This is a genomic window from Lysinibacillus sp. RS10 (assembly GCF_041956855.1).
Classification (GTDB): Bacteria; Bacillota; Bacilli; order Bacillales_A; family Planococcaceae; genus Lysinibacillus; species Lysinibacillus xylanilyticus_A.
The window spans coordinates 4866318-4890509 of record NZ_CP167122.1; the positions used below are offsets into that span (position 1 = coordinate 4866318).

Genomic DNA, 24192 nt, shown 5'->3' on the forward strand with positions numbered 1-24192 from the left:
ATATTCATTCATCTTTAAAAACACTTATTTAGTAATGTGGCGCATTGTTGGGAATAATAATACGTCACGGATTGAAGGTGAATTTGTAAGAAGCATGATTAAACGGTCGATACCAATACCTAACCCACCTGTTGGAGGCATACCGTATTCTAATGCTTCAATGAAATCATTGTCCATTTCATGCGCTTCGTCGTTACCAGCTGCTTTTTCAGCTAACTGAGCTTCAAAACGTTCACGTTGGTCGATAGGATCATTTAGTTCTGTAAAGGCATTTGCGTGCTCACGTCGAACGATAAATAGTTCGAAACGGTCAGTGAAACGCTCGTCCTCTGGATTTTTCTTTGCTAGAGGTGAGATTTCTACTGGATGACCATAAACAAACGTAGGCTGAACAAGAGTTTCCTCAATCTTTTGCTCGAAGAACTCGTTAATAATATGTCCTACCTCATGTGTTTCTTTAACCTCTACTCCATGTTCTTTAGCAAGAGCTTGAGCTTGTTCCTTTGTCATAGGCTGCCAGAAGTCTACACCTGTAGCTTCTTTTACTGCATCTACCATATGAACTCGTTTCCAACCTACAGCAAGGTTAATTTCATCTTCACCATATTGAACTGTAGTTGTCCCAAGAACTTCTTGAGCGACATGGGCAATAAGGTTTTCTGTTAGAGACATAATATCTTTGTAGTCTGCATAAGCTTCATACAGCTCGATCATTGTGAATTCAGGGTTGTGGCGTGTTGAGATCCCTTCATTTCGGAAAACACGACCAATTTCATATACTTTTTCAAGCCCACCAACGATTAGACGTTTCAAATGCAGTTCAATAGCAATACGCATGTATAATTCCATATCAAGTGCATTGTGGTGTGTAATAAATGGACGAGCCGCTGCACCACCAGCAATTGTATGAAGCATTGGTGTTTCAACTTCTAAATAGCCTATATTATCTAAGTAGTTGCGAATAGCACGGATAATTTTAGAACGTGTAATGAATGTAGTTTTACTATCCTCATTCGTCATTAAATCTAAATAACGTTGACGGTAACGTTGTTCAACATCTTGTAAGCCATGGAATTTTTCCGGCATAGGGCGTAGAGCCTTTGATAGGAATGTAAACTCTTCAGCCTTTACTGAAAGCTCTCCTACTTGTGTTCGGAAAACATTACCACGAATCCCTACGATATCACCAAGGTCAGCTTGTTTAAATAATTCATACGCTTCTTCGCCAACGTGATCCTGACGAACGTAAATTTGAATTTGGCCAGCTAGATCTTGAATATGTGCAAAGCCAGCTTTTCCTTTACCACGCTTCGTCATAATACGACCCGCGATAATCACTTCTTGTAGGTTTTCCTCTAGCTGCTCTTTTGATTGATCTGCAAATTGTTCACGTACTTCTGTTGATAAATGTGTACGTTCAAAACGACTACCAAATGGATCTTGACCATTTTCTCGAATAGCCGTCATTTTTTGGCGTCTCACCAAAAGCTGATCATTTAATTCTTCTATGTTTGACACTTGTTTCACTCCTTATTAAATTGTCCGCGTTTACGTCCATAATATTTCTATTGTACACAATTTTATTGCTGTAATCATCTGTTTCGGTTTAATTTCCATATAAGAAGAAATGATTAATAATTCTAAAAATTAAAGTTGACAGAAAAATCGACGCCTCTAAACGAACAGCGAGACGCCTCTTTCATATATTAAATAATTAATTCTTTTGCTTCTGGTACTATTAATTTAGATTCAAGTTCTTCATACTCTTGTACAAGTCCGTTTAATAATGCACGAAGCGCTGTCGCAGTTTCTGTTTGGTTAATCGCATTACGCGCTTTACCATTACCGCGAATACCTTTTAAATACCACGAAGCATGTTTACGCATTTCACGTACTGCCACACCCTCTCCTTTTAATTGGATAAGGCGTTCAAAGTGAAGTAAACAAACATCAATTTTCTCACGTACACTTGGCTCTTCCTTCAGCTCACCAGTTTCAAGGTATTGAACGGTACGATAAATCATCCACGGATTACCTAAAGCAGCGCGTCCAATCATTACGGCATCCACCCCAGTAGTATCAAGCATACGTTTTGCATCTTGAGGAGTTTCCACATCACCATTACCAAGCACAGGTATTTTTACATTTTCCTTCACTTGGCGAATGATATCCCAATTCGCTTTTCCTTCGTACATTTGTACACGCGTACGTCCATGGACAGCTACTGCTGATGCACCAGCACGTTCTGCAGCTTGTGCGTTCTCAACAGCAAAGATATGCTCGTCATCCCAGCCAATACGCATTTTTACGCTGACAGGTTTTTTTACTGCGTCTACTACAGCCGCTACCATTTCATATAATTTATTCGGATCTAAAAGTAAACGAGCGCCCGCTTCGCATTTAATAATTTTATTAACCGGGCAGCCCATATTAATATCGATAATATCGGCAGTTGTGTTTTCATCTACATACTTGGCCGCTTCTACTAGTGTTGCCTTATCACCACCAAAAATTTGCAATGAAAGTGGATTTTCACGCTCATCGATATAAAGCATGCCTAGTGTTTTTTCGTTCTTCTGAACAATCCCTTTATCACTAATCATTTCTGCGTATACTAGCCCTGCTCCGAACTCCTTAACAGTTAAACGGAAAGCAGAGTTACAAATTCCAGCCATTGGCGCTAATACGACACGGTTGTCCATGACAATATCGCCAATTTGAAACGGCTTCTCAGTTGCCTGACTCAACGTTGTTTTCCTCCTTCTATAGGTTTTACCTATTCCTATATATCTATCGTTAATGCTATGCAATTATAGGCAATCAATACACCAATAATCTTTGACCACTAGATTCGAAACTTAATTAACAGACTGCATAAATTTCAGCTCTGTTGATGCTTGCCATAAAGTTACGCCTTCCTCTTCACAATCGATCTGCTGCATTATATCATGTGCCTTTTTCAGCTGTTTTCCAATTGGTGCAGGCGTAATTTCTATCAGTGGTACTAATACGAAAGCTCGCTCATACATTCTTGGATGTGGAACAATTAAGCTCTCTGTTTCGATATTTTCGTGATTGTAGAGCAAAATGTCAAGGTCAATGATCCGAGGGCCCCATCGAAACTCACGCACACGCCCTAATTCATTTTCGACCCATTGGCAAATTTTCAACATTTCGGAAGATGAATAACTCGTTTTAATATGAACTGCAATATTTAAAAAGTCGGCTTGGTCAGTGTAGCCTACAGCAGCCGTTTCATAAACTGAAGAAGTGTGGACAACATCAATTTCCGCTTTGTCCATTAAAAGTTTAACAGCGAGCTGGAGGTTTTCAAATCTGTCTCCCATATTTGTACCGATCGATAAATACACATCATTCATTCGTAATTACCTCTCGTTACCTCAACTGATACCTCTTTATAATAGCCATGTATTGGCGGGTCTGGTTTAATAAGCTCCACTCGAACACCCTTAACCTTTTCTGAGTATGTTTCTAGGATACTATTTGCTATTTTCGATACAAGTGCTTCGATAAGCTTGAACGGCTCACCTTCCACGATATCACGACATAACGCATAAACCTCTGCGTAGTTCACCGTATAATTTAAGTCATCCGTTTCCCCTGCCATTGTCATATCTACAGCAAGTGAAACATTAGCACGAAAGCGTTGACCGAGTGTAGTTTCCGCTGCTAAGACACCGTGATAGCCGTAAAACTGCATATCCTTTAAATGAATATAATCCATCACACTTCCTCCTTATAAATACGTTTACCTACTAATACATCAGCCATATAAGTAGCTCGCGCCATTTCCTTTACATCATGCACACGAATCATATGGCATCCCTTCTCAATACCATAAACAACTGTTGCGCCTGTACCTTCTACACGCTCCTCAACAGGTAGCTTCAAAACATTACCAATCATTGATTTACGGGAAGTTGCTAGCAAAATAGGATAACCCATTGCCACTAAGTCCTCTAAATGCTGCATCATTTCAATATTTTGGACAGTTGTTTTGGCAAAGCCTATGCCTGGATCCAAAATAATATGGTGATCTGGTATACCTGCATTATGAGCAATAGCAATACTCTTCTCTAAATCAGCCTTTGCCGTTACCCAAAAATCAGTTCCATACTCAGTGTTGTCTCGATTATGCATTAAAATAATCGGTACATTTAAATCTGCAGCAACTTGAGCGATCTCAGGGTCTGCTTTTGCTCCCCAAATATCATTAATAATATGTGCACCAGCTTCAATAGCTGCTTGTGCGACGCTCGCTTTATACGTATCAACCGATATAATCGCTGGTACTTCAGCTGCTAGCGCTTGTATAACAGGTACAATACGTGCAATTTCATCTTCATCTGAAATACGTTCATAACCTGGGCGTGTTGATTCTCCGCCAACATCAATAATTTTAGCACCCTCTGCTACCATTTTTTTCGCTTGAGCTACAGCAGTTTCAACGCTATTGTACTTTCCTCCATCTGAAAATGAATCTGGCGTGACATTTAAAATACCCATCACGAAAGTTTCTGCTGTATAGTCTAACGTGATACCGTTAATAGTTAATGGTGTTGTATATTTTTCTAGCATGTTAACGCTCCTTCTATTCTTGTTCCACTTCATTGACAAATGCTTCATGTAAACACGAATAAACAGGCCCTTCATTGCCTAGTAACTTCTTGTTTTCTAATTTACGAATTGGAACTAGTTCTTGCACAGAGTTGGTAATAAAGCATTCTAAACTTTGCTCCACATCTGCTTTAGTATAGAAACCTTCCATTACCTTCATCCCTAGAGATTGCGCTCGCTCAATTACCCATGCTCGGATAATTCCAGGTAAAATACCAGTCTCTAGAGAAGGCGTATATAGTATATCATTTTTCACCCAAAAGATATTTGATGTAATACCTTCAGCAACATAGCCATCTTCTGTTAAAAAGAAGCCTTCTTGTTGCGCCAAAGATGGCATTTCAAAACGCCCAAGAACGTTATTGCCATAATGATGTGATTTCACTCGCAGTCCTTTTTCAGGAGTATTACGAGGTGTTACAAGCCACTGTGCGTTTTTTTCCATACCTCTAGGTGTATCATGTAATTCTTTGCGAAAAACAATAACATTCGGATGTCTATATTCAGTCGGCTGCAAACCGATACTATGTTCTCCAGCTGATACATTTAAACGGAAATAGCCATCCTGCCCATTCGCCTGTTCATTTAATTGCTGAACAACCTTTAGTAAATCATCTTCAGTATAAGGAAGATGAATACGATATTGAGAAAGCGCTGTTTGCAACCTCTCCATATGTGCTTCCCAGCAAAACACCTTTCCCTTATACGTTCGAAACGTTTCGAAAAAACCTAAACCATATAAAAATCCATGATCGAATGGCGAAATGCGCAAATCCTGCGCCGCTACGTAGTCACCGTTCATCCAACACAGCATTTACTTCGCTCCCTCTACATACAATTCTATAAACTTACGTAGAAGCTTTTTACCTTGCTCCGTCATAATCGATTCAGGATGGTATTGCACGCCCTCAATTGGATAGTCCTTATGACGAATACCCATAATCTCGCCTTCTTCTGTCCATGCAGTTACTTCAAAACATGCTGGTAATGTCTCTTTTTCAACAATCAAGGAGTGGTATCGAGTTGCTTCAAATGGATTTGGCATTCCCTTATGCAAACCTATTTCAGCATGTAACACCGGCGATGTTTTACCATGCATCAAACGCTCAGCTCGTATAACCTTCCCTCCGAAAACTTGAGCAATTGCTTGATGACCAAGACAAACTCCTAAAATCGGAATATTTCCCGCGAAATACTTAATAATGTTCAGGCTTTCACCTGCCTCATTTGGGCTACATGGTCCTGGAGAAATGACAATCATATCTGGTGCAAGTTGCTCAATATCTTTCAACGTCAATACATCATTTCTTTTCACCACTAATTCATGACCAAATTCTCCAAAATACTGCACTAGGTTATACGTAAATGAATCATAGTTATCAATCATTAAAATCATTTTGCTCGCTCCTCTGCCATTGCCTTTGCCTGCCACATTGCCTTCGCTTTATTTAGAGACTCTTGGTATTCTTTTTCCGGAACAGAATCAATAACAATGCCTGCCCCTGCCTGGATATGCGCTACTCCGTCTTTAACAAATGCTGTACGAATAACAATATTAAATTCCATATCACCCGTGTAGCCTAGCCAGCCAATTGAGCCAGTGTATAATCCCCTTCTTACAGGTTCTAACTCTTCGATAATTTCCATCGTACGGATTTTCGGAGCACCTGTTATCGTACCTCCTGGGAACATGGCACGGATCACGTCTGCATTCGTTTTTCCCTCAGCCATTTCTCCTCGTACATTCGAAACAATGTGCATCACATGGGAATAGCGTTCAATGACCATGAACTCATCTACTTCAACCGTTCCAAATGTAGACACTCGTCCTAAATCATTTCGCTCTAAATCAACAAGCATTACATGTTCGGCACGTTCCTTGTCGTTATCAATCAATTCCTGCGCTAATGCTAAATCCTCCGCCTCGGATTTCCCCCTTGGTCGTGTTCCAGCAATTGGTCGCGTAGACAATTCATTGCCGTGACGCTTCACCAAAAGCTCAGGTGATCCAGAAACGACAGCAAAATCCGGCGCTTCTATATATGCCATATAAGGAGACGGGTTAAATGCACGTAATGCTTCATATACATCCATTGCAGTTGCATTTAATTTTTTGGATTGACGTACGGATAAATTCACCTGAAACACATCGCCCTGGGCTATATATGTTTGAATTTTACTTACTGCGTCTTCAAAGTCAGATCCAGCAAATGATACTAACAATTCACTTTCGTCATTCACTATTTCTACAGCGTTTGTTTTTTCAAATTTGCGTGAAAGCAATCCTTCTTGCGCTGCCCCTTGCCATGCCTTAGCACGTTCTTCTAAATCTACGCCACAGTCTGTTAGCTTCATTAGCGTTACTTTATTTGTTTTGACATCATGTACTGCCCAGCAATCAAAGATATAAAAATAAATATCTGGTACATGTAAATCATCTACAGCAGTGTTAGGTAGCACTTCAATTTTACGCGCATAATCGTATGTAACAAACCCTATAGCTCCCCCCTGAAAAGCAGGAAGCTCAGCATTGTATGAAAGATGATATTTCTCTAACAATTCTTCTAGCAAAGCAAGAGGCTCACCGTTTAAAACTTCGCTCTCACCATTTCTCCAATTTACAAGCAGACCATTCTCAACCGATTGCGCCGTAGCCAACGGATTCCAAGCAGCTATGGTAAAATTTCCTCCACGTCCACTTTCTAAAAATACATGTGCTTGCTCTGCTTCCGTTTGCTTCTTATAGCTATAAAAGAACGAATCTGCATCCATCGTTATTGTTTTCGTAAGTATCGTCTTCAAGTTGCTATTCCCCTTTAAGTCATTTGATGTGATTCCATCTTAACTTGAATATTGCCTAGAAGCGAATATTTTTAAATCGCTCCCTTTAATTTATTTCTTTAGGTTTCTACATTTAAAAATTTATAGTTAAACAAAAAAGAACTCCTCGTTGAAAGGAGTCCTTACGTACAAATATAGTTAGATTAGTCTTCAAATTGATATAATGGTGTTGATAAATAACGTTCCCCATTAGAAGGTACAACTGCCAGAACATTTGCGCCCTTACCTAAACGTTTTGCTGCTTCAATAGCAGCATAGATAGCTGCACCCGATGAAATACCACATAAAATACCTTCTTCACGCGCTACTTTACGAGCTACCTCGAAAGCAATCTCATTTTCTACTGGAAATACAGAAGAATATACATCTGTATCTAACACTTCAGGTACGAAGCCGGCTCCGATACCTTGAATTTTATGAGGTCCTGGTTGACCGCCAGAAAGCACTGGTGAATCTTTTGGCTCAACAGCAATAATTTCGATATCAGGATATTTCTCTTTTAACACAGCACCCGCACCCGTAATTGTACCTCCTGTACCAACACCAGCAACAAATGCATCCAATTTTAAACCTTCAAATGCTTCTACAATCTCCGGACCAGTTGTTAAACGGTGAACAACAGCATTAGCTGGATTTGTGAATTGTTGTGGTAAGAAGTAACCATGCTCAGCAGCTAATTCTTCCGCTTTAGCAATCGCACCTTTCATACCTGCTGGTCCAGGTGTTAATACAAGCTCTGCACCATATGCACGTAATAAGTTACGACGCTCCAAACTCATTGTTTCTGGCATCACTAAAATTGCTTTATAGCCCTTCGCCGCAGCAATCATCGCAAGACCAATACCAGTATTACCAGAAGTAGGCTCGATAATTATACCACCTGGCTTTAATGTACCGTCTTTCTCAGCTGCTTCAATCATCGCTAAAGCTAAACGGTCCTTTACTGAGCTACCTGGGTTAAAATATTCTAATTTCACATAAACAGTACCTTCGTTTTCACCTGTTGCATGATTTAACTTTACAATCGGTGTTTTACCGACTAATTCAGCTACTGAGTTCGCTAATCTACTCATTTATCCATCCACTCCTAATTCCTACTATTTTCATAGGTTTTACTTATTTTGATTTTATCAATTTTTCCATTCGATTGTCAATCAATAAAACTTATATTTTCAGAATATTTATTGCCATCGAGCTAAACTAGGGTAAATAAAAAATCTGCTCAATATCCTAGAGTAGCCGTTACTCTGTTGACGCTAAACGTCTGCAGTGTTTTCCTGGCTCACTTTTCAAGCAGATGTCTTGCAGATTCTTTAACTTCTTCCATCGAGTGTTTTATGTAACGTAAGTGAAACGGCAGTTACAAATTTTTTTTGTAGCGAAAGCGAAGTGACAGATACAGAAGTCTCCCACCTCTATAGATGGTGAGCCGAAATAGAGGAACTCAGTCTAAGAACGCCACGTCATGTGGCAACGACTGAGTGACCAACATCGGTGCTGTGTTGCTGCCGCTACGCTTTCGCACAGACAAAAACACGTTGCTGACGCTGCGTTAGCACTACGCTTTCGCGCAAAAAACATCTGCAGGCCTAAGCACAAAGCCGATTCCGGACGCAATTATACCGAGGCATAATTGTTACTCATTTCGGAGCAATCTCTTATTTACCTTTTTTTGCTTCTCCGTAATACCAAGTTGCATTGAATTCCGACCAAAATGCTTCTGGTGTAACAGATTGTGGCAATTGCTCTAGCGCAAGCTCACGTTCAATATGTTCTTTCACATCGTCATATGTAAAGGATTGTCCTTCTACTATTTCTTGAACTTGTACAATTCCGTAATGTCCGTTATCAAGCTTAAATGCTTTACTAACCTCACCTACTTTTAAAGCCTCCGCAGCTTTTAAAATGGCAGGATCAACATTTTCCTGTTTTTCCGTAAGGAAACCAATATCTCCTCCTAAACTAGCTGACGCGCTATCTACTGAGATTTCACGTGCTAGTACTGAAAAATCAGAGGTATTTTTTATTTCACTTAACGCTTCCTCAGCAGCTTTTTTGGAGTCCACCTCGATAAAATTAGTACGATAGCTTGTTTTCGTATTATACAGTGCCTGATTTTCCTCATAATATTTTTCAATACTGTCTTCTTTTATAACCACATCTTTTGTCAGTACCTTATCTAAAATAAGTTGTGAGCGGATTTTTTGTCGTAGCTGCTCCGCTGAAAGGTTTTTCATGGCTGTATCAAATTTATCTTGAGCAGAACGCATTAAAGCTAGCTCTAAATCAATCTCTTCATCCGTAACTTTTATTTTATATTTCTTCGCTGCCTTTTCCATCACAGATTCATTCACTAAATTTTGTAGTGTCTCTTTACCATAGCGTTCTTCCATGGCAACCATCCACTCTTGACGTGTAACAATATCCCCGTCAATGGCAGCGACTTGTTCATCGCTACCAATTTCTCGAACTTCATTTGGGATTAACCAAGCAATAAGCCAAAGAATATTTCCTAATAATAAAATTACAATAACTGTTAAAGCAGGTTTAGTTTTTAAACGGCGGTGCAATAAGGGCGTTTGGTTGGACGTTGTAGTTTTTAAAGGTCTCCGATTACGCGTTGAGCTCATCGATAAATCCTTCTAGCTCTTCTTTTGAGAAATGGTATGCTTCTAAACAGAAGTGACATTGTGCTTCTGCTTCGCCATCTTCATCAATCATTTCTCGAATTTCCTGTGTCCCTAAACCTAAAATTGCTGCACCAAATCGCTCTTTTGAACATTGACATTTAAATGCTACCGGCATGGAATCTAAAATTTGTAAATGACCCTTTCCTAATACAGCTTCTAAAATTTGCTCTGGTGTAAAGCCTTTTTCAATCATTTTTGAAACTGGCTCTATAGTAGCCAGATGCTGTTCGATTTCATCGATTGTTTCTTCTTCACAGCCTGGCATTAACTGAAGGATGAAGCCGCCTGCTGCGAGAATTGTGTTATCAGGATTTACTAAAACACCTAGACCAACTGATGAAGGTACTTGCTCTGATGTAGCAAAGTAGTAAGTAAAATCTTCAGCAATTTCACCTGATACAATTGGCGTTTGTCCAGAGAACATGTCTCTCAAGCCAAGATCTTTTACGATTGTTAATGAACCCTCTGCCCCAACACCTGCTCGAACATCAAGCTTACCGTGCTCGTTTAAATCGAAATGAACGTGAGGATTTGTTACAAAGCCACGTACTTCACCGTGCGCATTACTGTCCATTACCATTGGACCGATTGGACCGTTCCCCTCAATTTTAACAGTGATTTTTTCCTCACCTTTTAACATGGCACCCATCATCACTGCAGCAGTCATCGAACGACCAAGGGCTGCCGACACAACTGGCCATGTATTATGACGACGTTGCGCTTCTCCTACTGTTGCTGTTGTACAAGCTGCAAAAACACGAACCTGTCCATTAAACCCTAAACCTCGTACTAAATAGTCTTTCATAAATGAAATGTCCCTCATTTCTTATTGATTACGTTTATATAGCTTATATAAGCCTTTTAATGTTAAAAACGGGTCGACTATATCAATAACTTGCGTCTCCCCAGCAATTAAATTTGCTAATCCTCCAGTAGCAATAACTAAAGGCTCTTCCTTACTTTGCGCTTTAATGCGATTAACAATTCCCTCTACTTGCCCAACAAAGCCATAAAAAATTCCGGCCTGCATCGCAGATATAGTTGTCTTTCCAACAATATGTGGAGAGCGCAATATTTCAATACGCGGCAATCTAGCTGCCTGTGTATAGAGCGCCTCCGTAGAAATCGAAATACCTGGAGCAATAGCACCGCCCATATAATCGCCCTTTTCGTTTAAGTAACAATATGTTGTGGCAGTACCAAAATCAACAATAATCAGCGGTGCTTTATAAACTTCAAGAGCTGCAATAGCGTTAACTATGCGGTCTGAGCCAACTTCACGCGGGTTTTCATATTTAATATTCAATCCTGTTTTCACACCTGGTCCTACAACGAGCGGTTTTTTACGGAAATACTTTTGACACATCGCTTCTAAGGAAAACATAATTGGTGGTACAACTGAGGATATGATAATACCTTTAACTTGTTCAAATGAAATGCCTGCATGATTAAAGAAAGATAGTACTTGCATTGCGTATTCATCTTCTGTTTTATGAAGGTCTGTCACCATACGCCAATGGAAGGCTAATTGATCGTTGTCATCATAGACACCTAAAACGATATTCGAATTCCCTGCATCTAAAACTAAAATCATGGTTGATGCCTCCTATTTATTGCACCTCATCGTAATTGTACCTGTCACTATACGATTGATACAACTAAAACAATGCATACTCATGCACAAAAAAATCAATTTCGCCTTGGCGTAATTGCGTCCGGATTTTGAATTGTGCCCGCACAATTCATTCCTTTCAAAATCCGTGACATCCGCCGGAGGCTTCATCTTCATTCAGTAGGTGATTGGATTAAAAAAGAATCATATCTGCATTCATCTCACCACCTTCATAGGTGCTTCTGCTGAATGAAGATAAAGTTAAAACACTTTAGAAAATAATACCACACTTTTATTCCTATGAAACAGCATTCATGTTCACTTTAAAAAGGAGCTAACTTTGATATTAGATAGCTCTTTAAAATTAAATCTCATACTAAATTTCCGTTCCAGGCTACTCGCTTTCATGTGAGCGAGCGTCGAGCTTTCACTACGGGAAGCTTTGCTCTGCGACGAAAGCGAAGTGACAAGAGCACTCGACTAGCCCTCCACTCCAACCAGCGACAGCGTAGAACCTTTATAAATTTTATTCATTTCAAGAGTGAACACTATTGCTACTCAGTATTATGACAAAGGAGCCACCCTTATTAGGTAGCTCCTTTCATATTATTTAAAATTAAATTTTTCTGGGTCTGGACCACAACGTAATCCATCATTTAATGCATCTAACTGAGCCATTTCTTCTTCCGTTAAAGCAAAGTCAAAGACAGCTAGATTTTCTGTCATACGTGTAGGAGTCATTGTTTTTGGAATTGTTACTACACCATGCTGAACATCATAGCGTAACACAATTTGCGCTGGTGTTTTTCTATATTTTGTAGCTAACTGCTGAATCAATGCTTCTTCCAACAAAGAACCATTCATTAGTGGTGACCACGCCTCTACCTGTACTCCCTTTTCCTTGCAATATGCACGTACTTCCTCTTGAATTAAGTGCGGATGAAATTCAATTTGATTTATAACAGGAATAACCGACGTTTCCTTTAATAAATTTTCTAGATGAAGGACATGAAAATTACTAACACCAATTGAGCGTACACGTCCATCCTGATAGATCTTTTCAAGCGCTTTATAAACATCCACATAATTTGTATCAATGCCTGGCCAGTGAACTAAATATAAATCTAAGTAATCTAATCCTAATTTTTCTAAACTACTATCATAAGCTGAAAGTGTTTCTTCATAGGAAAGCCCATCATTCCAAACTTTTGATGTTACGAAAAGTTCTTCACGTGTTACTAAGCCCTCGTCAATCGCTGCGCGAATACCTCGTCCAACACTTTCCTCATTGCGATATACTTGCGCTGTATCAATGCTACGGTAACCTTTTGCAATAGCAGTTTTTACCGCTTCAGCCAAGTCATCCCCTTCAGGCACTCGAAAGACACCATAGCCTACTAAAGGCATTTCTAGACCATTATTCAATGTTATGCTTCCCACTTTTAAACACTCCTATCCATATTGGTTATACATCCAATGTTCTGGTGTATTTGTACGGAACAAATATTAGAAACTCTATTACGCAGCTGCGTAAAATAATATCTCTATCCTAATAGCTTATGCTGAAAAAAGGCAAAGAAAAAGACTGCTTACAAAAATCGTAAACAGTCTTTCCAATATTAATCACGTTTTTCATCGATACCTTTAGGTGTATCGTTTGGCTCTTGACCTTCTTTTGGTAGATCAGCCGTTGTTGGAGCTGGCTCATTGTTAAGCAATTCTTTTTTAACAACTGGTTCACCAACTACATCTAATGTTGGTTGAACTTCAACTTTAAGAGTTTTTTCTACAACCGTTTCAACCTCTGGCTCTGGTAAAACACCGTGGTCACGTAAATGCTCGATTTCTTGCGCATTCAATGTTTCTTTTTCCATCAATGTATTAGCAATTAAATCAAGTAATCCTCGTTTTTCAGTTAGGATTCGTTTCGTACGCTCATATTGCGTATCGATAATTTTTTGCATTTCTTTATCAATTTCATAAGCAACCGAATCAGAATAGTTTTGATCTGAATTAAAGTCACGACCAAGGAATACATTACCACCCTGACTTGAACCGAACTGCATAGCACCAAGATTTTCACTCATACCATATTCAGTAACCATGGCACGCGCAATACTTGTTACCTTTTGGAAGTCGTTATGTGCCCCAGTAGATACTTCACCAAGGACGATTTCCTCTGCCACACGACCACCAAGAAGCCCCGCGATACGGTCAAGTAGCTCTTGCTTTGTTGTGAAGAAGCGTTCTTCCTTCGGTAACATAATCGCATAACCTCCAGCTTGGCCACGAGGTACGATTGTTACTTTGTGTACTGTATCTGCTTCATCTAGCTCTAAACCAACAACTACGTGGCCAGCTTCATGGAAGGATACAAGTTTTTTCTCTTTTGCTGAGTATACGCGGCTAGCTTTCGCTGGACCAGCAATTACTCGGTCAGATGCCTCATCGATATCTGCCATATTAATTGTACGTTTACTTTTACGAGCAGCTACAAGTGCAGCTTCATTTAACAAGTTCTCTAAGTCGGCACCTGAGAATCCAGGTGTACGTTGTGCAACAGCTGCTAAATCCACTGAATCCGATAAAGGCTTGTTACGCGCATGTACTTTTAGAATCGCTTCACGACCTTTTACATCAGGGTGTCCTACTGTAATTTGACGGTCAAAACGACCAGGTCGTAATAACGCTTTATCTAAAATATCTGGGCGGTTTGTTGCAGCGATAATAATAATACCTTCGTTTGCTCCAAAACCATCCATTTCAACTAATAATTGGTTTAGTGTTTGTTCACGCTCATCATGGCCACCACCAAGACCTGCGCCACGTTGACGACCTACTGCATCAATCTCATCGATAAAGATGATACATGGTGCGTTTTTCTTTGCATTTTCAAATAAGTCACGAACACGTGATGCACCGACACCGACAAACATTTCTACGAAGTCAGAACCTGAAATCGAGAAGAATGGTACGCCTGCCTCACCCGCCACTGCTCGTGCAAGTAATGTTTTACCTGTACCTGGAGGACCTACAAGTAAGATACCTTTTGGAATACGTGCACCAATTTCAGTGAATTTGCGGTGGTCTTTTAAGAAATCAACAACCTCTACAAGCTCCGCTTTCTCTTCATCAGCACCCGCTACATCTGTAAAACGAACTTTTTTCTTTTGATCATCATAAAGTTTAGCTTTACTTTTACCGAAGCTCATCACTTTATTACCGCCACCTTGAGATTGACTCATTAGGAAGAAGAATAAGAAAATGATAATGATGAAAGGAATAATCCCTGTAAAGAATTGAATCCATCCACTTGTTTCCGGCGCTGTTAAATATCTAATATTACTATTCTTATCCTTAGCAGCCTCATCGATGCGGTCCATTAAAGATTGGTTATCACGAGGGATATTTACTGTAAATTTTTGACCCTTTTCATAACCCTTCAGTGTACCTTCAACGATGTATACTGATTTATCAGGTTGAATTGTCGCACTTGTTATTTCTTTCTTATCTAGAGCTTCTTGAAACTCAGCATAAGTTAAATCTTTCGTTGGTGCATTGCCACCATTGAAAGTACCAAAAATACCGATAATCACTAGGAAAATCAGTAAATAGAATATGGTATATCGAAATATTCGATTCATCTCCAGCCTCCTCATTACAAACAGAAAAATTATAAGTAAAATCTTAACATATCATGATTTCATCATACAACGAAAAGCCCTACTTTAAAAAAGTTTCGTTCGATTTTTGTCGAAATCGAAACATATTCATGCATTTATCAATTATACCTCGGCATAATTGCGTCCCAGCGTAGTTGTACCTGTTACTTTATCTTGATACAGCTGAACAATTTCCCTAAATTTTTGAATTACGCTTAAAAAAGTTCATCACCATAACGAGAGGTTAATTTTCGCTCTGACTGGGCGCTTACCTGAGGGCGCTCTATTCCTCGCTTAGCGAAGCATGTATTTTATGCGCGAAAGCGACACGATGTTGGTCACGAAGGCGTTATCACAGGATGTGATGCTCTTAGCCTTCGTTCCTCTATCACTAATCCTCCAGGAGTCGCCCAACCTCCACTCAAATCAACTTATATACATGACATACGTTTTAACAAATGTCATCCGTAACTTTTGGTGATGAACCTAAAAACAAAAATCTATGCCTTCGCTGGAGGCTCTCTCGTTTCATAGTTGGTGTACTTTCGTTAACCCCTACGTCTTAGAAAGAATAGACTTCTGGTTTTAAAATGCCGATATATGGTAAATTACGGTATCTTTCCGCATAATCTAAACCATACCCTACAACAAAGCCGTCTGGTACTTCAAAACCAACATAATCAGCATCTAAGTTTACTTTACGACCTGATGGTTTATCTAACAATGTAACGATTTTGATGGATTTTGCTTTACGGTATTTAAATAAGTCTACTAAATAGCTTAAAGTTAAGCCGCTATCAATGATATCCTCAATAATTAATACGTCACGACCCTCAACGCTTGTATTTAAATCCTTCAGAATTTTTACTTCGCCTGACGAAACTGTGGCATTGCCATAGCTAGAAACATCCATAAAGTCTAGCTCAATGAAAGAATCAAAACGTTTCATTAAGTCTGTCATAAAAGGCATTGCCCCTTTTAGAACACCAACAGCTAGCGGGAATGAATCTTTGTATTCCTCTGTCAATTGTGCTCCTAAATCAGCGATTCTTTCTTGTAATTGTTCTTCTGTAATCATAACTTTTTCGATGTCATTTTGTAACATATCGATTCCTCCTCGTGTGTATAAAAAATTTTTCAACCATTTGCGGTGAAATTTTACAAAGACCTTAGTCTACGATGAGCACTGTATCATCGTTAGGTTGTGGAGTGGTTGAAAAAAGCATTCCCATACGCACACCAATTACCGCTACTACCTCATCAGATTGAGAAATCAGTAACGGCCAGCTATTTCGCTCATTTAAAGGAATCTTTTCATCTATAAAAAGGCGAGATAAGCGTTTTGGCTGATCCATACCTTTTAACAGCATTCTGTCTCCTTCCTTACGCGCTCTAACATAGAGTGGAAGTTTGAGTTTGCTAGCGTTAAAATAAAAAAGTTTTGCAGTATCCGTCATCATTTCAGACGATAAATCAGACAACTTGACTACACATACATGTTCACCATTTGTCAGCGTTGCCCACCCATTAGCAGTTGAAATAACTTTTTTCTCAGGAGAAGTTTGCTCCTCTAATGGTTCTTTCTTCTGAATCGTTAATTTTCCGTAACGGCGAACTGCTATAAAATCTTCTGGCAAGTGAACTTCAGCATACCCGGCTATCGTATCACAAAGCTTTGAAATTGAAGTCAATAAAGCATAACTTTGTATCGTATTTGAATCTTTGTAAAGATAGTTTAATAGTATTAAAATGAGCCTCCTTTGTAAAGCAAGTGGTACCAATTGAAAAGCTTCAATTTCCATGCTATATGTATTTCCGCTTCTAATTTGTATCGTTCTAGAAAATACATCTTCCGCTAATGCCATTAAATAGGCATCATCTTCTTGCAATTGTTTTGTAAAATGGGTCACCTGCTCCGTTACTCGAGGATTTTCGGCTTCCAATAATGGCACCACATGATGTCTAAAACGATTGCGTACATAGGTGTCTTTAGAATTGCTAGCGTCTTCCCGATAATCTAAACCTTGTATAAGTAAATATTCCCTTATTTCGGACTTTGTAACCGTTAAAAACGGACGAATTAATGATTTTCCTTCAAAAAAGCGTTGTGAACGTATACCTTGCATACCATTTATCGTTGCATTTTTTGTCAGGGCCATTAATACTGACTCCAGTTGGTCGTCCGCATGATGTGCAGTTACAAGCTTGCTAGCGTTTGTTTTTCGCATGACCTCTTTAAAGTATTGATACCGTTCTCTACGACAAATAAGCTGTGAATTTCCATTTTCTAAAGCCATGATTTCTGGTATTGGAATAGCTTTTGCATATAAGTTTACACCATACTCATCACAATATTTTTGAACAAAAACTCTATCCTCAGCAGATGCCTTACCTCTTAGCATATGATCAACATGTACGGCTTCTACCGTAATTCCCCATTGCTCTTTTGTTGTAACAAAATAATGGAGTAAAGCCATTGAATCTAATCCACCCGAAACGGCGACGAGAAGATGATCGTCTGGCTGTAATAATTGTTCTTTTTCAATAAATAATTTGACCTTTAATTCAAGTGACAAACGCTTCCCCTCCCCTTTTCGTTTCCTATTTTGTTACTTTGCTCATAGAATGTTGAACTGGTCTAAACACAGCCCATGTAGGTACAACATGGGTAACTTCTAGCATCAATACAGTGCAATCGTCGTCAATGTTATAGAAAGATTGGAAAGATTGCATAATCGTTGTTAGTTTTTCCTGTATGGATTTAGTAGTGCCTGCTACCTGCTGCGCATACGCTAAAAATGTCTCCTCCTGCTCGTCCCAATCATCCACACTTGAAAATAATCCATCGGAGTGCATTAAAATTACATCGCCCGCTTTCAGCTTTCTCTTTTCAGCCTCTACTGCTGAAATAGATAAAAATCCTACAGGCGCTGCATTACTTTCAACCTTCAGCACCTCTTTCCCACGTAAAATATACGTAGACATTCCCCCAGCCTTCCACGACCATAAATCACCGTGTTGTAAATCGACAAGGGCAAAATCTAGCGTTGCATACATATCATTTTGTTGCTTTAAAGACATGACATAATGCAACGTATGCATCGCGGTTTCTGGGTTCATATTGTAATTTAAGCATTCCCGCATTAAATGTATTAATTTTCTACTTTCATGCTGTGCTTCTTTACTCTGACCCATGCCATCTGACAATAAAATTGCAAATAGTCCAGGGTGCAATTGAAATAATGCATGGGAATCACCTGAATATAACGTTGCATCTTTAGACATGCTATATATATCATACTCTACTTCAAAGCTTATAGCTGATTTAAAGCTTACTTGAATGTGACGAAATGGTACATCACATGCCACTACTTTTTCAATTTCAAAGGGTTCTTCAAAAATATCGTATAAAATTGGCAGTATCATCCGTTCAGCTACTGTCGTGTCTTCCTCCCAATTGACACGTGCCGGTGATAAGGCACATACAATTTTTCGTGCTCCAGGCTTATTGCTTATTACATCTAGTTGAAAGCATTCAATATGTGCATCTTTTAATCGTTGAGTAATGTCCTTTTCCACACTGACGAAGGAGATAGCCTCTTCTTTCATCTCCGCTATTAATTGACTTAGATGATTGCTCATATCCCGCAGCTGAAGCGCAATCATTTTCTTACCATGAAAATACTGTCCATTAATGCGCTCTCTGTATAACTCTGTTTCTAATTCTTCAAAAATCTTCGTTGATTTTACACATTTTAAGCGTAGTTGTTCTTCGACACGGTGAAGAGCAGATTCCTTTCCAACGCCTTTCATATGGAACCAGTCCGTCATAAGCTTGTCCATTCCGTTATTTTGCGCTCCCCAACAGCGATCATACCGGAAGCAACTTAAACATGTATTCATCGGTGATATTTCCTTTGCCTCTTCTATCGGGACCGTCATAAAGCGTTCAAACACAAGCTCCTTCATAAATTGTACAAAATGCTGAAAATGCTCTAGTTTATACGTAACATGCTCCGTTAACCAATTTTGACGAGCGAGCAAGACCTCCTCACGTTGTGGAAACAACTTGTCCCGTACTTTATCAGAATATTTTTTGGGGATGGTTAGAAAAACAATACTCCCGATAACAATCGATGTAAAATAAACACTATCTAACGGTAATGTTGCATCGTAAAATAAAAAAAACACACTTGGCAAAATGCTACTAATTGCTACACCAAACCTTCCAGCACGAGCTCCCATCCCTGCGCACAATCCCGTTAAAGTTGCTACAGAAAGCATACCTGAAAATGAAAGTTTTGCAACACCAATAAGGGTCCCGAGCACGGCTCCGATAACCGTTGCTAATGGTACACTTCCTACTAGCGCACCAAAACAAATTAATAGTTGTAATAGAAAAATGGGGAGTGAAAAATAGCTTATGACAATAGCTTGCATCCCTGTAAGCATAGCAGCAAATACAACTAATCCAGAACCTAGCTTCTCATATGTCCAATGACTCGTAAACCATTCATAAGAATTAACAAACAACACTTGCATAAACAACGTCATAATAAGGGCTAAAGCTGCTTCACAGCCTACATAAAATTGTACAAGCACCGGTGGTAAGCCTTGATACATAATCCCCTGCCACATGATCTGCACAAACAGTACCGCTAAAGAGACTGCAATACTTTGTGGCAGCTGCCAATAGCGAAAGCGCATAATACATTCATACATAACAATTTGCAACGCTAAAATAAAGACTTGTCCAAAACCAAGGAAAAAACACCCTATTAAACCACCACACAAAACATATTTGGCATATTCCTTATACTTCGTTCGAATAATTGCCCAAAAAGGAACCGAGAAAGGTACAGCCGCTTCAAATACAACAGACTGAGCTAAAAAAAAGGATGTTAAAAAAAGTAGGGAGCCAATCATCAATTGCCTTTTTTTCGCTCCTAATTTCTGATCATCATCTACATTTGCTGTGTTATACCATTCAACACTCGTCATTTCACTATCCCCTTTCTGCACTTTTGGCTATTATAAAAAATTATGTGCGGAAAGATTGTCTGACGGTGACAGAAAAAAATATAAACATTTCGACGAATACATATACATAAATACGAGATATGGCAACAATTCCCACGAAAACTATAGAGTGTACAAAATCAAAATCAGCTAAGCAATTATGCCTCGGCATAATCGCGTCCGGAATCGGCTTTGTACTTTGACCTGCAGATGTTTTTTGTGCGAAAGCGAAGCGGCAGTAACAAGGTTTTGTCTGTGCGAAAGCGAAGCGGCAGCAACAAGTTTTGTCTGTGCGAAAGCGAAGCGGCAGCAACAACATGATTTTAGGCTAACTGACTTTAAAGAACTCCTTTCCGATACCGCGACATCCGCCGGAGGCTTTAACCAATTTATAAATTTTTATATTGACCATATATTTTTATTATTTTTTTAAGAAAACTACTTGACGTTAGTAACAAAGGCTTGTATTATTTAACTTGTCCTTAAAACAAATGCGGAAGTAGTTCAGTGGTAGAACACCACCTTGCCAAGGTGGGGGTCGCGAGTTCGAACCTCGTCTTCCGCTCCATAATATTAATGGCGGCCTAGCTCAGCTGGCTAGAGCGTACGGTTCATACCCGTAAGGTCGGGGGTTCGATCCCCTCGGCCGCCACCATAGTAGGCCCCTTGGTCAAGTGGTTAAGACACCGCCCTTTCACGGCGGTAACACGGGTTCGAATCCCGTAGGGGTCATTTCAAATAGGCGTCTCAGAATCGTTCTGAGGCGCCTATTTTTTTGCACGATCAATTTGCCTCAACATAATTGCGTCCGGAATGGGCTTTGTGCTTAGGCCTGCGGATGTTTAGACATTTGCTGAAAGAAGTTAAAAAAGATATGGCAGTAACCTTTCCAGTTATAAAATTATGTACTAGGAAACGCCATATTTACTTATGTTTTTTACTGTCTACAAAAAATATGGCATACTAATAATGAAAAGAACGAATTAACTAGGAGGTTTATTTCCTTTGGGTTCATTAACAAAAGCTGCTTTAATTTGCGGAAGTGGCTCTATGATTATTCTCGTGTCCATTCTTATTAATTTACCTTTTGCTTTACAAATATTTTTACTCATCGCTGGGCTAGCCGTTAGTGTATATGGTGTGTTTTTACTTGTCAAAATGGTTGTTAACCCAGTAGAAAAGTCTTCAGAAGCACCTACTGAACAAATACCCGCGCCAGCTCCTAAAAAGAAAAAAAGACCCACATCCACGTTGTAGGGAATTCATGTATCCCTACTAGAAAAGTTATAATGACGTATGGCTAGATGATATTTCGAGGTAGCCTTTTTATGAAGTTTTGAGGATTATATTATTTAACTATCAAAAAAGGGATTAGCTTTAATAAAAGCTAATCCCAACTCTATTTCATACACTTTTTCTACGATTAAAACAGTCAGCAAACTACCCTCTTCTTGCGCCGCGACCACCGCGTTTTGACTCTGTAGCACGTTTAAGTGTTGTTAGACGCTCATCACTATCTTTTAAGAAACGTGCCATTTTCTGTTCAAAATTCTCTTTTGGTTGATGACGCTCGTTGCGATCATTAGAACGATTATCGCGACGAGGACGTGCTGGACGCTCTGGACGCTCTGGTCTCTCAGCTTGAGGCTTTGCTTTACGGATTGAAAGACCAATCTTTCCGTCCGCTTCAACATTCATCACTTTTACTTCAACTTCATCTCCAACTTTTAGATGCTCATTGATATCTTTTACATAGTTGTCAGCAACTTCACTGATGTGTACTAAGCCTGTTTTGCCATCTGGCAGCTCAACGAATGCTCCAAAATTTGTAATTCCTGTTACTTTACCTTGTACCTTGCTGCCTACTTCAATTGACATAAAAAAAATGCTCCTCCTTAAAAATTAAGCGACTCATTTGAGCCATGTAATCAATTTAATCAAACTTTTTACTGCAATAAGTTTCTCTTTTCATTATATATAACATAAAAAGAGTGTCAACAATACATAGCTTTTCAGTCGTCTTTTTTATCTTTCTTTTCTGGTATGACTTCTTTTTTATCCTTTTTTTCTGGTATATCGCCTTTATTTTCTTTCTCTTCCGGTATAATGAAAATAATTTCACCTTCTTCAGATAGGAAATAATCTTTGCGTAATAGCTTCGCGATATATTCATCATCTTCTAATTGTTTAATTTTAAGATTTAATGAATCTTGATCTTCCTTCATTTCAGTTAGATGCTGATTCGCTTCGTCTTTTTTTTTCTCTTTTACAGCTAGTGTTTTACTTTGTTGAAAAAGTATATTTATGAGAAATGCGATAATAACGACTGGCACAATCGTAAAAAAGACAATACGTCGTATTTTTCTTTTCAGTAATTGTTTTTTACGATTTATAGCTCTATCCGTGTTACGGACATAGTCATTATCAAGTTTAGTAAAGTTTTTTGGGTCATCATTTGATGAATGACGTTTAGACATGCCCGCACCTCCGAAAATTATTGTTGTCTTTTATTATACTTGATAAATCGGACTTTTTTAAAAAAAGTGTAGGACAAATACGAATAAATTTTGACAAAAGGTCTTAAAATAAAAGCTCCTATATTCATTAGTATCTGTAAAATTTGTCGAATGATAGCAATTATTAATTGTACGACAAACCAGAAGGGTCTCCATATTATATTCACCAAAACCTTTGCGATGAAACGTAAAAATGTTTGAAAAAATGTTTGATACAAAAAAATTCCGGCTATTTGCGCTAGCGGGTCATAAGCCCGCCAAGCGCCATCTTTTAGCCAAAATAATAAATAGTATGTCAGGCCTCCGAGCAGAATCCAGGTAAGTAGTTCAAATACCATCATCCATCTTCGAAGGCTTGACCTTTTTGGAGTTGAAAAAACAATGAGCCTTACACTATCAATAATGAATCCGACTGCTATACCGCTCAAAACCATGACTAATAGCTGAACAAATTGTTCACTAACAATCATCCAAACAATTTATGAAGGAAACCTTTCGAGAAGCCACTTTCCTCCTCGTCGTACTGCAAAGTTTTTACAGTTCCTTCAAGCGTCAATAACCCTTTGTCAACATCTAAATGAACGATATGCAGTTCTTCTCCACGGATTAACAAATGCCCTTGGGACGTCTTGATAAAAAACTCTTCCTGATCAAAGCGTTCAATCGATTTTACAGAAGTCATGTCCATTCTTTTACGATTACGAATCGTTAAAATATGTTCTCCAGATGGAATTGTGTAACGGTTACTTTCTTGATGTAGCGTCATTTTTTTCCTCCTTTAGTCGTCCTAGCTTCTGTTCACTTTATGCGGACAACCTTAAAAGCATGACAACTTTATTAAAGTTGCTATACTTTTATCTCCAGCACGTTTATGGCAAAAGCCAAGCGACAACCTCAGAAGACTCCTACACTATTATTAATTAGTCCTCGTCATCAATAAATTCAGGTTCAATTTTTTCAAGGCGCTCTTCCTTCAAAATAGTAAACATTTTTGCTGCATCTTCTTTTTTCACAGTATCACGTAATTCCTCTACACGTGCTGTCACAATTTTTTGTCCAAAACGAATGGCTAGCTCGTCGCCAGCTTTAACAGCACTACTAGCTTTTGCGATCTTACCATTGATCGTAATACGGCCTTGGTCTGCCACTTCTTTCGCCAATGTACGACGTTTAATTAAACGTGATACCTTTAAAAATTTATCTAATCGCATACT

At 39.0% G+C, this 24192-nt stretch carries 24 protein-coding genes and 3 tRNA genes; 5 read left to right on the forward strand and 22 right to left on the reverse strand.

Features of this window, described 5'->3' with window-relative positions; genetic code table 11:
* Positions 1-24: 24 nt before the first annotated feature.
* From lysS to ACB089_RS24345, 17 genes are all read right to left on the reverse strand, one after another.
* Positions 25-1527, reverse strand: coding sequence for a lysine--tRNA ligase (lysS, locus tag ACB089_RS24265; protein WP_374964275.1), 1503 nt, complete (start codon positions 1525-1527; stop codon positions 25-27).
* 179 nt (positions 1528-1706) lie between these two features.
* The gene (dusB, locus tag ACB089_RS24270) at positions 1707-2747 is read right to left on the reverse strand and encodes a tRNA dihydrouridine synthase DusB (RefSeq protein ID WP_374964276.1); all 1041 of its coding nucleotides are present in this window, start codon (positions 2745-2747) and stop codon (positions 1707-1709) included.
* A gap of 111 nt (positions 2748-2858) precedes the next feature.
* Positions 2859-3380 carry a 2-amino-4-hydroxy-6-hydroxymethyldihydropteridine diphosphokinase gene (gene folK, locus ACB089_RS24275; protein ID WP_374964278.1) on the reverse strand — a complete coding sequence of 174 codons (522 nt, stop codon included), beginning with the start codon at positions 3378-3380 and terminating at the stop codon, positions 2859-2861.
* A complete protein-coding gene (gene folB, locus ACB089_RS24280; protein ID WP_374964280.1) occupies positions 3377-3745 on the reverse strand; it encodes a dihydroneopterin aldolase in 369 nt (122 codons plus the stop codon). The genes folK and folB overlap by 4 nt, the downstream gene beginning before the upstream one ends.
* The gene (folP, locus tag ACB089_RS24285) at positions 3745-4599 is read right to left on the reverse strand and encodes a dihydropteroate synthase (protein ID WP_374964282.1); all 855 of its coding nucleotides are present in this window, start codon (positions 4597-4599) and stop codon (positions 3745-3747) included. Before folP ends, folB begins: the two co-directional genes overlap by 1 nt.
* Positions 4600-4612: 13 nt before the next feature.
* A complete protein-coding gene (gene pabC, locus ACB089_RS24290) occupies positions 4613-5452 on the reverse strand; it encodes an aminodeoxychorismate lyase (RefSeq protein WP_374964283.1) in 840 nt (279 codons plus the stop codon).
* On the reverse strand, positions 5453-6034 hold the full coding sequence (pabA, locus tag ACB089_RS24295) for an aminodeoxychorismate/anthranilate synthase component II (protein ID WP_068986609.1): 582 nt from the start codon (positions 6032-6034) through the stop codon (positions 5453-5455). It abuts the gene before it with no gap.
* Positions 6031-7440, reverse strand: a complete 1410-nt coding sequence (locus tag ACB089_RS24300; RefSeq protein WP_374964284.1) for an anthranilate synthase component I family protein — start codon at positions 7438-7440, stop codon at positions 6031-6033. Before ACB089_RS24300 ends, pabA begins: the two co-directional genes overlap by 4 nt.
* Positions 7441-7622: 182 nt before the next feature.
* Positions 7623-8552 carry a cysteine synthase A gene (cysK, locus tag ACB089_RS24305; protein WP_374964285.1) on the reverse strand — a complete coding sequence of 310 codons (930 nt, stop codon included), beginning with the start codon at positions 8550-8552 and terminating at the stop codon, positions 7623-7625.
* A gap of 585 nt (positions 8553-9137) precedes the next feature.
* Positions 9138-10109: a peptidyl-prolyl cis-trans isomerase gene (locus ACB089_RS24310; RefSeq protein ID WP_374964286.1), complete on the reverse strand. Its 972-nt coding sequence runs from the start codon at positions 10107-10109 to the stop codon at positions 9138-9140.
* Positions 10093-10974: an Hsp33 family molecular chaperone HslO gene (gene hslO / locus ACB089_RS24315; protein ID WP_374964287.1), complete on the reverse strand. Its 882-nt coding sequence runs from the start codon at positions 10972-10974 to the stop codon at positions 10093-10095. The genes ACB089_RS24310 and hslO overlap by 17 nt, the downstream gene beginning before the upstream one ends.
* 21 nt (positions 10975-10995) lie before the next feature.
* The gene (locus tag ACB089_RS24320; RefSeq protein WP_374964289.1) at positions 10996-11763 is read right to left on the reverse strand and encodes a type III pantothenate kinase; all 768 of its coding nucleotides are present in this window, start codon (positions 11761-11763) and stop codon (positions 10996-10998) included.
* Positions 11764-12387: 624 nt separating this feature from the next.
* A complete protein-coding gene (locus ACB089_RS24325) occupies positions 12388-13221 on the reverse strand; it encodes an aldo/keto reductase (protein ID WP_374964291.1) in 834 nt (277 codons plus the stop codon).
* 179 nt (positions 13222-13400) lie between these two features.
* A complete protein-coding gene (ftsH, locus tag ACB089_RS24330) occupies positions 13401-15425 on the reverse strand; it encodes an ATP-dependent zinc metalloprotease FtsH (protein WP_374964293.1) in 2025 nt (674 codons plus the stop codon).
* Between the two features lie 580 nt (positions 15426-16005).
* Positions 16006-16548, reverse strand: coding sequence for a hypoxanthine phosphoribosyltransferase (gene hpt / locus ACB089_RS24335; RefSeq protein WP_374964294.1), 543 nt, complete (start codon positions 16546-16548; stop codon positions 16006-16008).
* Positions 16549-16612: 64 nt separating this feature from the next.
* Positions 16613-18019: a tRNA lysidine(34) synthetase TilS gene (gene tilS, locus ACB089_RS24340; RefSeq protein ID WP_374964296.1), complete on the reverse strand. Its 1407-nt coding sequence runs from the start codon at positions 18017-18019 to the stop codon at positions 16613-16615.
* A 25-nt stretch (positions 18020-18044) separates the two neighbouring features.
* The gene (locus ACB089_RS24345; protein ID WP_374964297.1) at positions 18045-20444 is read right to left on the reverse strand and encodes a SpoIIE family protein phosphatase; all 2400 of its coding nucleotides are present in this window, start codon (positions 20442-20444) and stop codon (positions 18045-18047) included.
* A gap of 235 nt (positions 20445-20679) precedes the next feature.
* On the opposite strand from ACB089_RS24345, the gene ACB089_RS24350 reads away from it, so the two are divergent.
* The 5 genes from ACB089_RS24350 (at position 20680) to ACB089_RS24370 (ending at position 21719) form a co-directional block, all read left to right on the forward strand.
* A complete protein-coding gene (locus ACB089_RS24350) occupies positions 20680-20895 on the forward strand; it encodes a hypothetical protein (protein ID WP_374964299.1) in 216 nt (71 codons plus the stop codon).
* 60 nt (positions 20896-20955) lie between these two features.
* Positions 20956-21030, forward strand: a tRNA-Gly gene (locus ACB089_RS24355).
* A gap of 10 nt (positions 21031-21040) precedes the next feature.
* A tRNA-Met gene (locus ACB089_RS24360) sits at positions 21041-21117 on the forward strand.
* 5 nt (positions 21118-21122) lie between these two features.
* Positions 21123-21194, forward strand: a tRNA-Glu gene (locus ACB089_RS24365).
* A gap of 273 nt (positions 21195-21467) precedes the next feature.
* Positions 21468-21719, forward strand: a complete 252-nt coding sequence (locus ACB089_RS24370; RefSeq protein ID WP_368638488.1) for a hypothetical protein — start codon at positions 21468-21470, stop codon at positions 21717-21719.
* Between the two features lie 183 nt (positions 21720-21902).
* Here ACB089_RS24370 and ACB089_RS24375 read toward each other — a convergent pair whose 3' ends face one another.
* The 5 genes from ACB089_RS24375 to ACB089_RS24395 form a co-directional block, all read right to left on the reverse strand.
* Entirely contained in the window at positions 21903-22340 is a 438-nt protein-coding gene (locus tag ACB089_RS24375; RefSeq protein WP_368638487.1) for a S1 domain-containing RNA-binding protein, read from the reverse strand.
* 134 nt (positions 22341-22474) lie between these two features.
* A complete protein-coding gene (locus ACB089_RS24380; RefSeq protein WP_374964300.1) occupies positions 22475-22939 on the reverse strand; it encodes a septum formation initiator family protein in 465 nt (154 codons plus the stop codon).
* 17 nt (positions 22940-22956) lie between these two features.
* On the reverse strand, positions 22957-23448 hold the full coding sequence (yabQ, locus tag ACB089_RS24385) for a spore cortex biosynthesis protein YabQ (protein ID WP_374964302.1): 492 nt from the start codon (positions 23446-23448) through the stop codon (positions 22957-22959).
* Positions 23445-23744, reverse strand: a complete 300-nt coding sequence (yabP, locus tag ACB089_RS24390; RefSeq protein WP_004229167.1) for a sporulation protein YabP — start codon at positions 23742-23744, stop codon at positions 23445-23447. The genes yabQ and yabP overlap by 4 nt, the downstream gene beginning before the upstream one ends.
* 154 nt (positions 23745-23898) lie before the next feature.
* Complete coding sequence (locus tag ACB089_RS24395) at positions 23899-24189, reverse strand: RNA-binding S4 domain-containing protein (protein ID WP_049667371.1); 291 nt, start codon at positions 24187-24189, stop codon at positions 23899-23901.
* Between the last annotated feature and the right edge of the window lie 3 nt (positions 24190-24192).

Excerpts from the sequence above, each read along its gene's own strand:
- ACB089_RS24395 (WP_049667371.1), bottom strand. The coding sequence starts at position 24,189 with ATGCGATTAGATAAATTTTTAAAGGTATCACGTTTAATTAAACGTCGT.
- yabQ (WP_374964302.1), bottom strand. The coding sequence starts at position 23,448 with ATGATTGTTAGTGAACAATTTGTTCAGCTATTAGTCATGGTTTTGAGC.
- ACB089_RS24320 (WP_374964289.1), bottom strand. The coding sequence starts at position 11,763 with ATGATTTTAGTTTTAGATGCAGGGAATTCGAATATCGTTTTAGGTGTC.
- hslO (WP_374964287.1), bottom strand. The coding sequence starts at position 10,974 with ATGAAAGACTATTTAGTACGAGGTTTAGGGTTTAATGGACAGGTTCGT.
- ftsH (WP_374964293.1), bottom strand. The coding sequence starts at position 15,425 with ATGAATCGAATATTTCGATATACCATATTCTATTTACTGATTTTCCTA.
- pabA (WP_068986609.1), bottom strand. The coding sequence starts at position 6,034 with ATGATTTTAATGATTGATAACTATGATTCATTTACGTATAACCTAGTG.
- ACB089_RS24310 (WP_374964286.1), bottom strand. The coding sequence starts at position 10,109 with ATGAGCTCAACGCGTAATCGGAGACCTTTAAAAACTACAACGTCCAAC.
- ACB089_RS24375 (WP_368638487.1), bottom strand. The coding sequence starts at position 22,340 with ATGTCAATTGAAGTAGGCAGCAAGGTACAAGGTAAAGTAACAGGAATT.
- folK (WP_374964278.1), bottom strand. The coding sequence starts at position 3,380 with ATGAATGATGTGTATTTATCGATCGGTACAAATATGGGAGACAGATTT.
- ACB089_RS24380 (WP_374964300.1), bottom strand. The coding sequence starts at position 22,939 with ATGTCTAAACGTCATTCATCAAATGATGACCCAAAAAACTTTACTAAA.
- folB (WP_374964280.1), bottom strand. The coding sequence starts at position 3,745 with ATGGATTATATTCATTTAAAGGATATGCAGTTTTACGGCTATCACGGT.
- ACB089_RS24345 (WP_374964297.1), bottom strand. The coding sequence starts at position 20,444 with ATGACGAGTGTTGAATGGTATAACACAGCAAATGTAGATGATGATCAG.
- yabP (WP_004229167.1), bottom strand. The coding sequence starts at position 23,744 with ATGACGCTACATCAAGAAAGTAACCGTTACACAATTCCATCTGGAGAA.
- cysK (WP_374964285.1), bottom strand. The coding sequence starts at position 8,552 with ATGAGTAGATTAGCGAACTCAGTAGCTGAATTAGTCGGTAAAACACCG.
- hpt (WP_374964294.1), bottom strand. The coding sequence starts at position 16,548 with ATGTTACAAAATGACATCGAAAAAGTTATGATTACAGAAGAACAATTA.
- pabC (WP_374964283.1), bottom strand. The coding sequence starts at position 5,452 with ATGCTGTGTTGGATGAACGGTGACTACGTAGCGGCGCAGGATTTGCGC.
- folP (WP_374964282.1), bottom strand. The coding sequence starts at position 4,599 with ATGCTAGAAAAATATACAACACCATTAACTATTAACGGTATCACGTTA.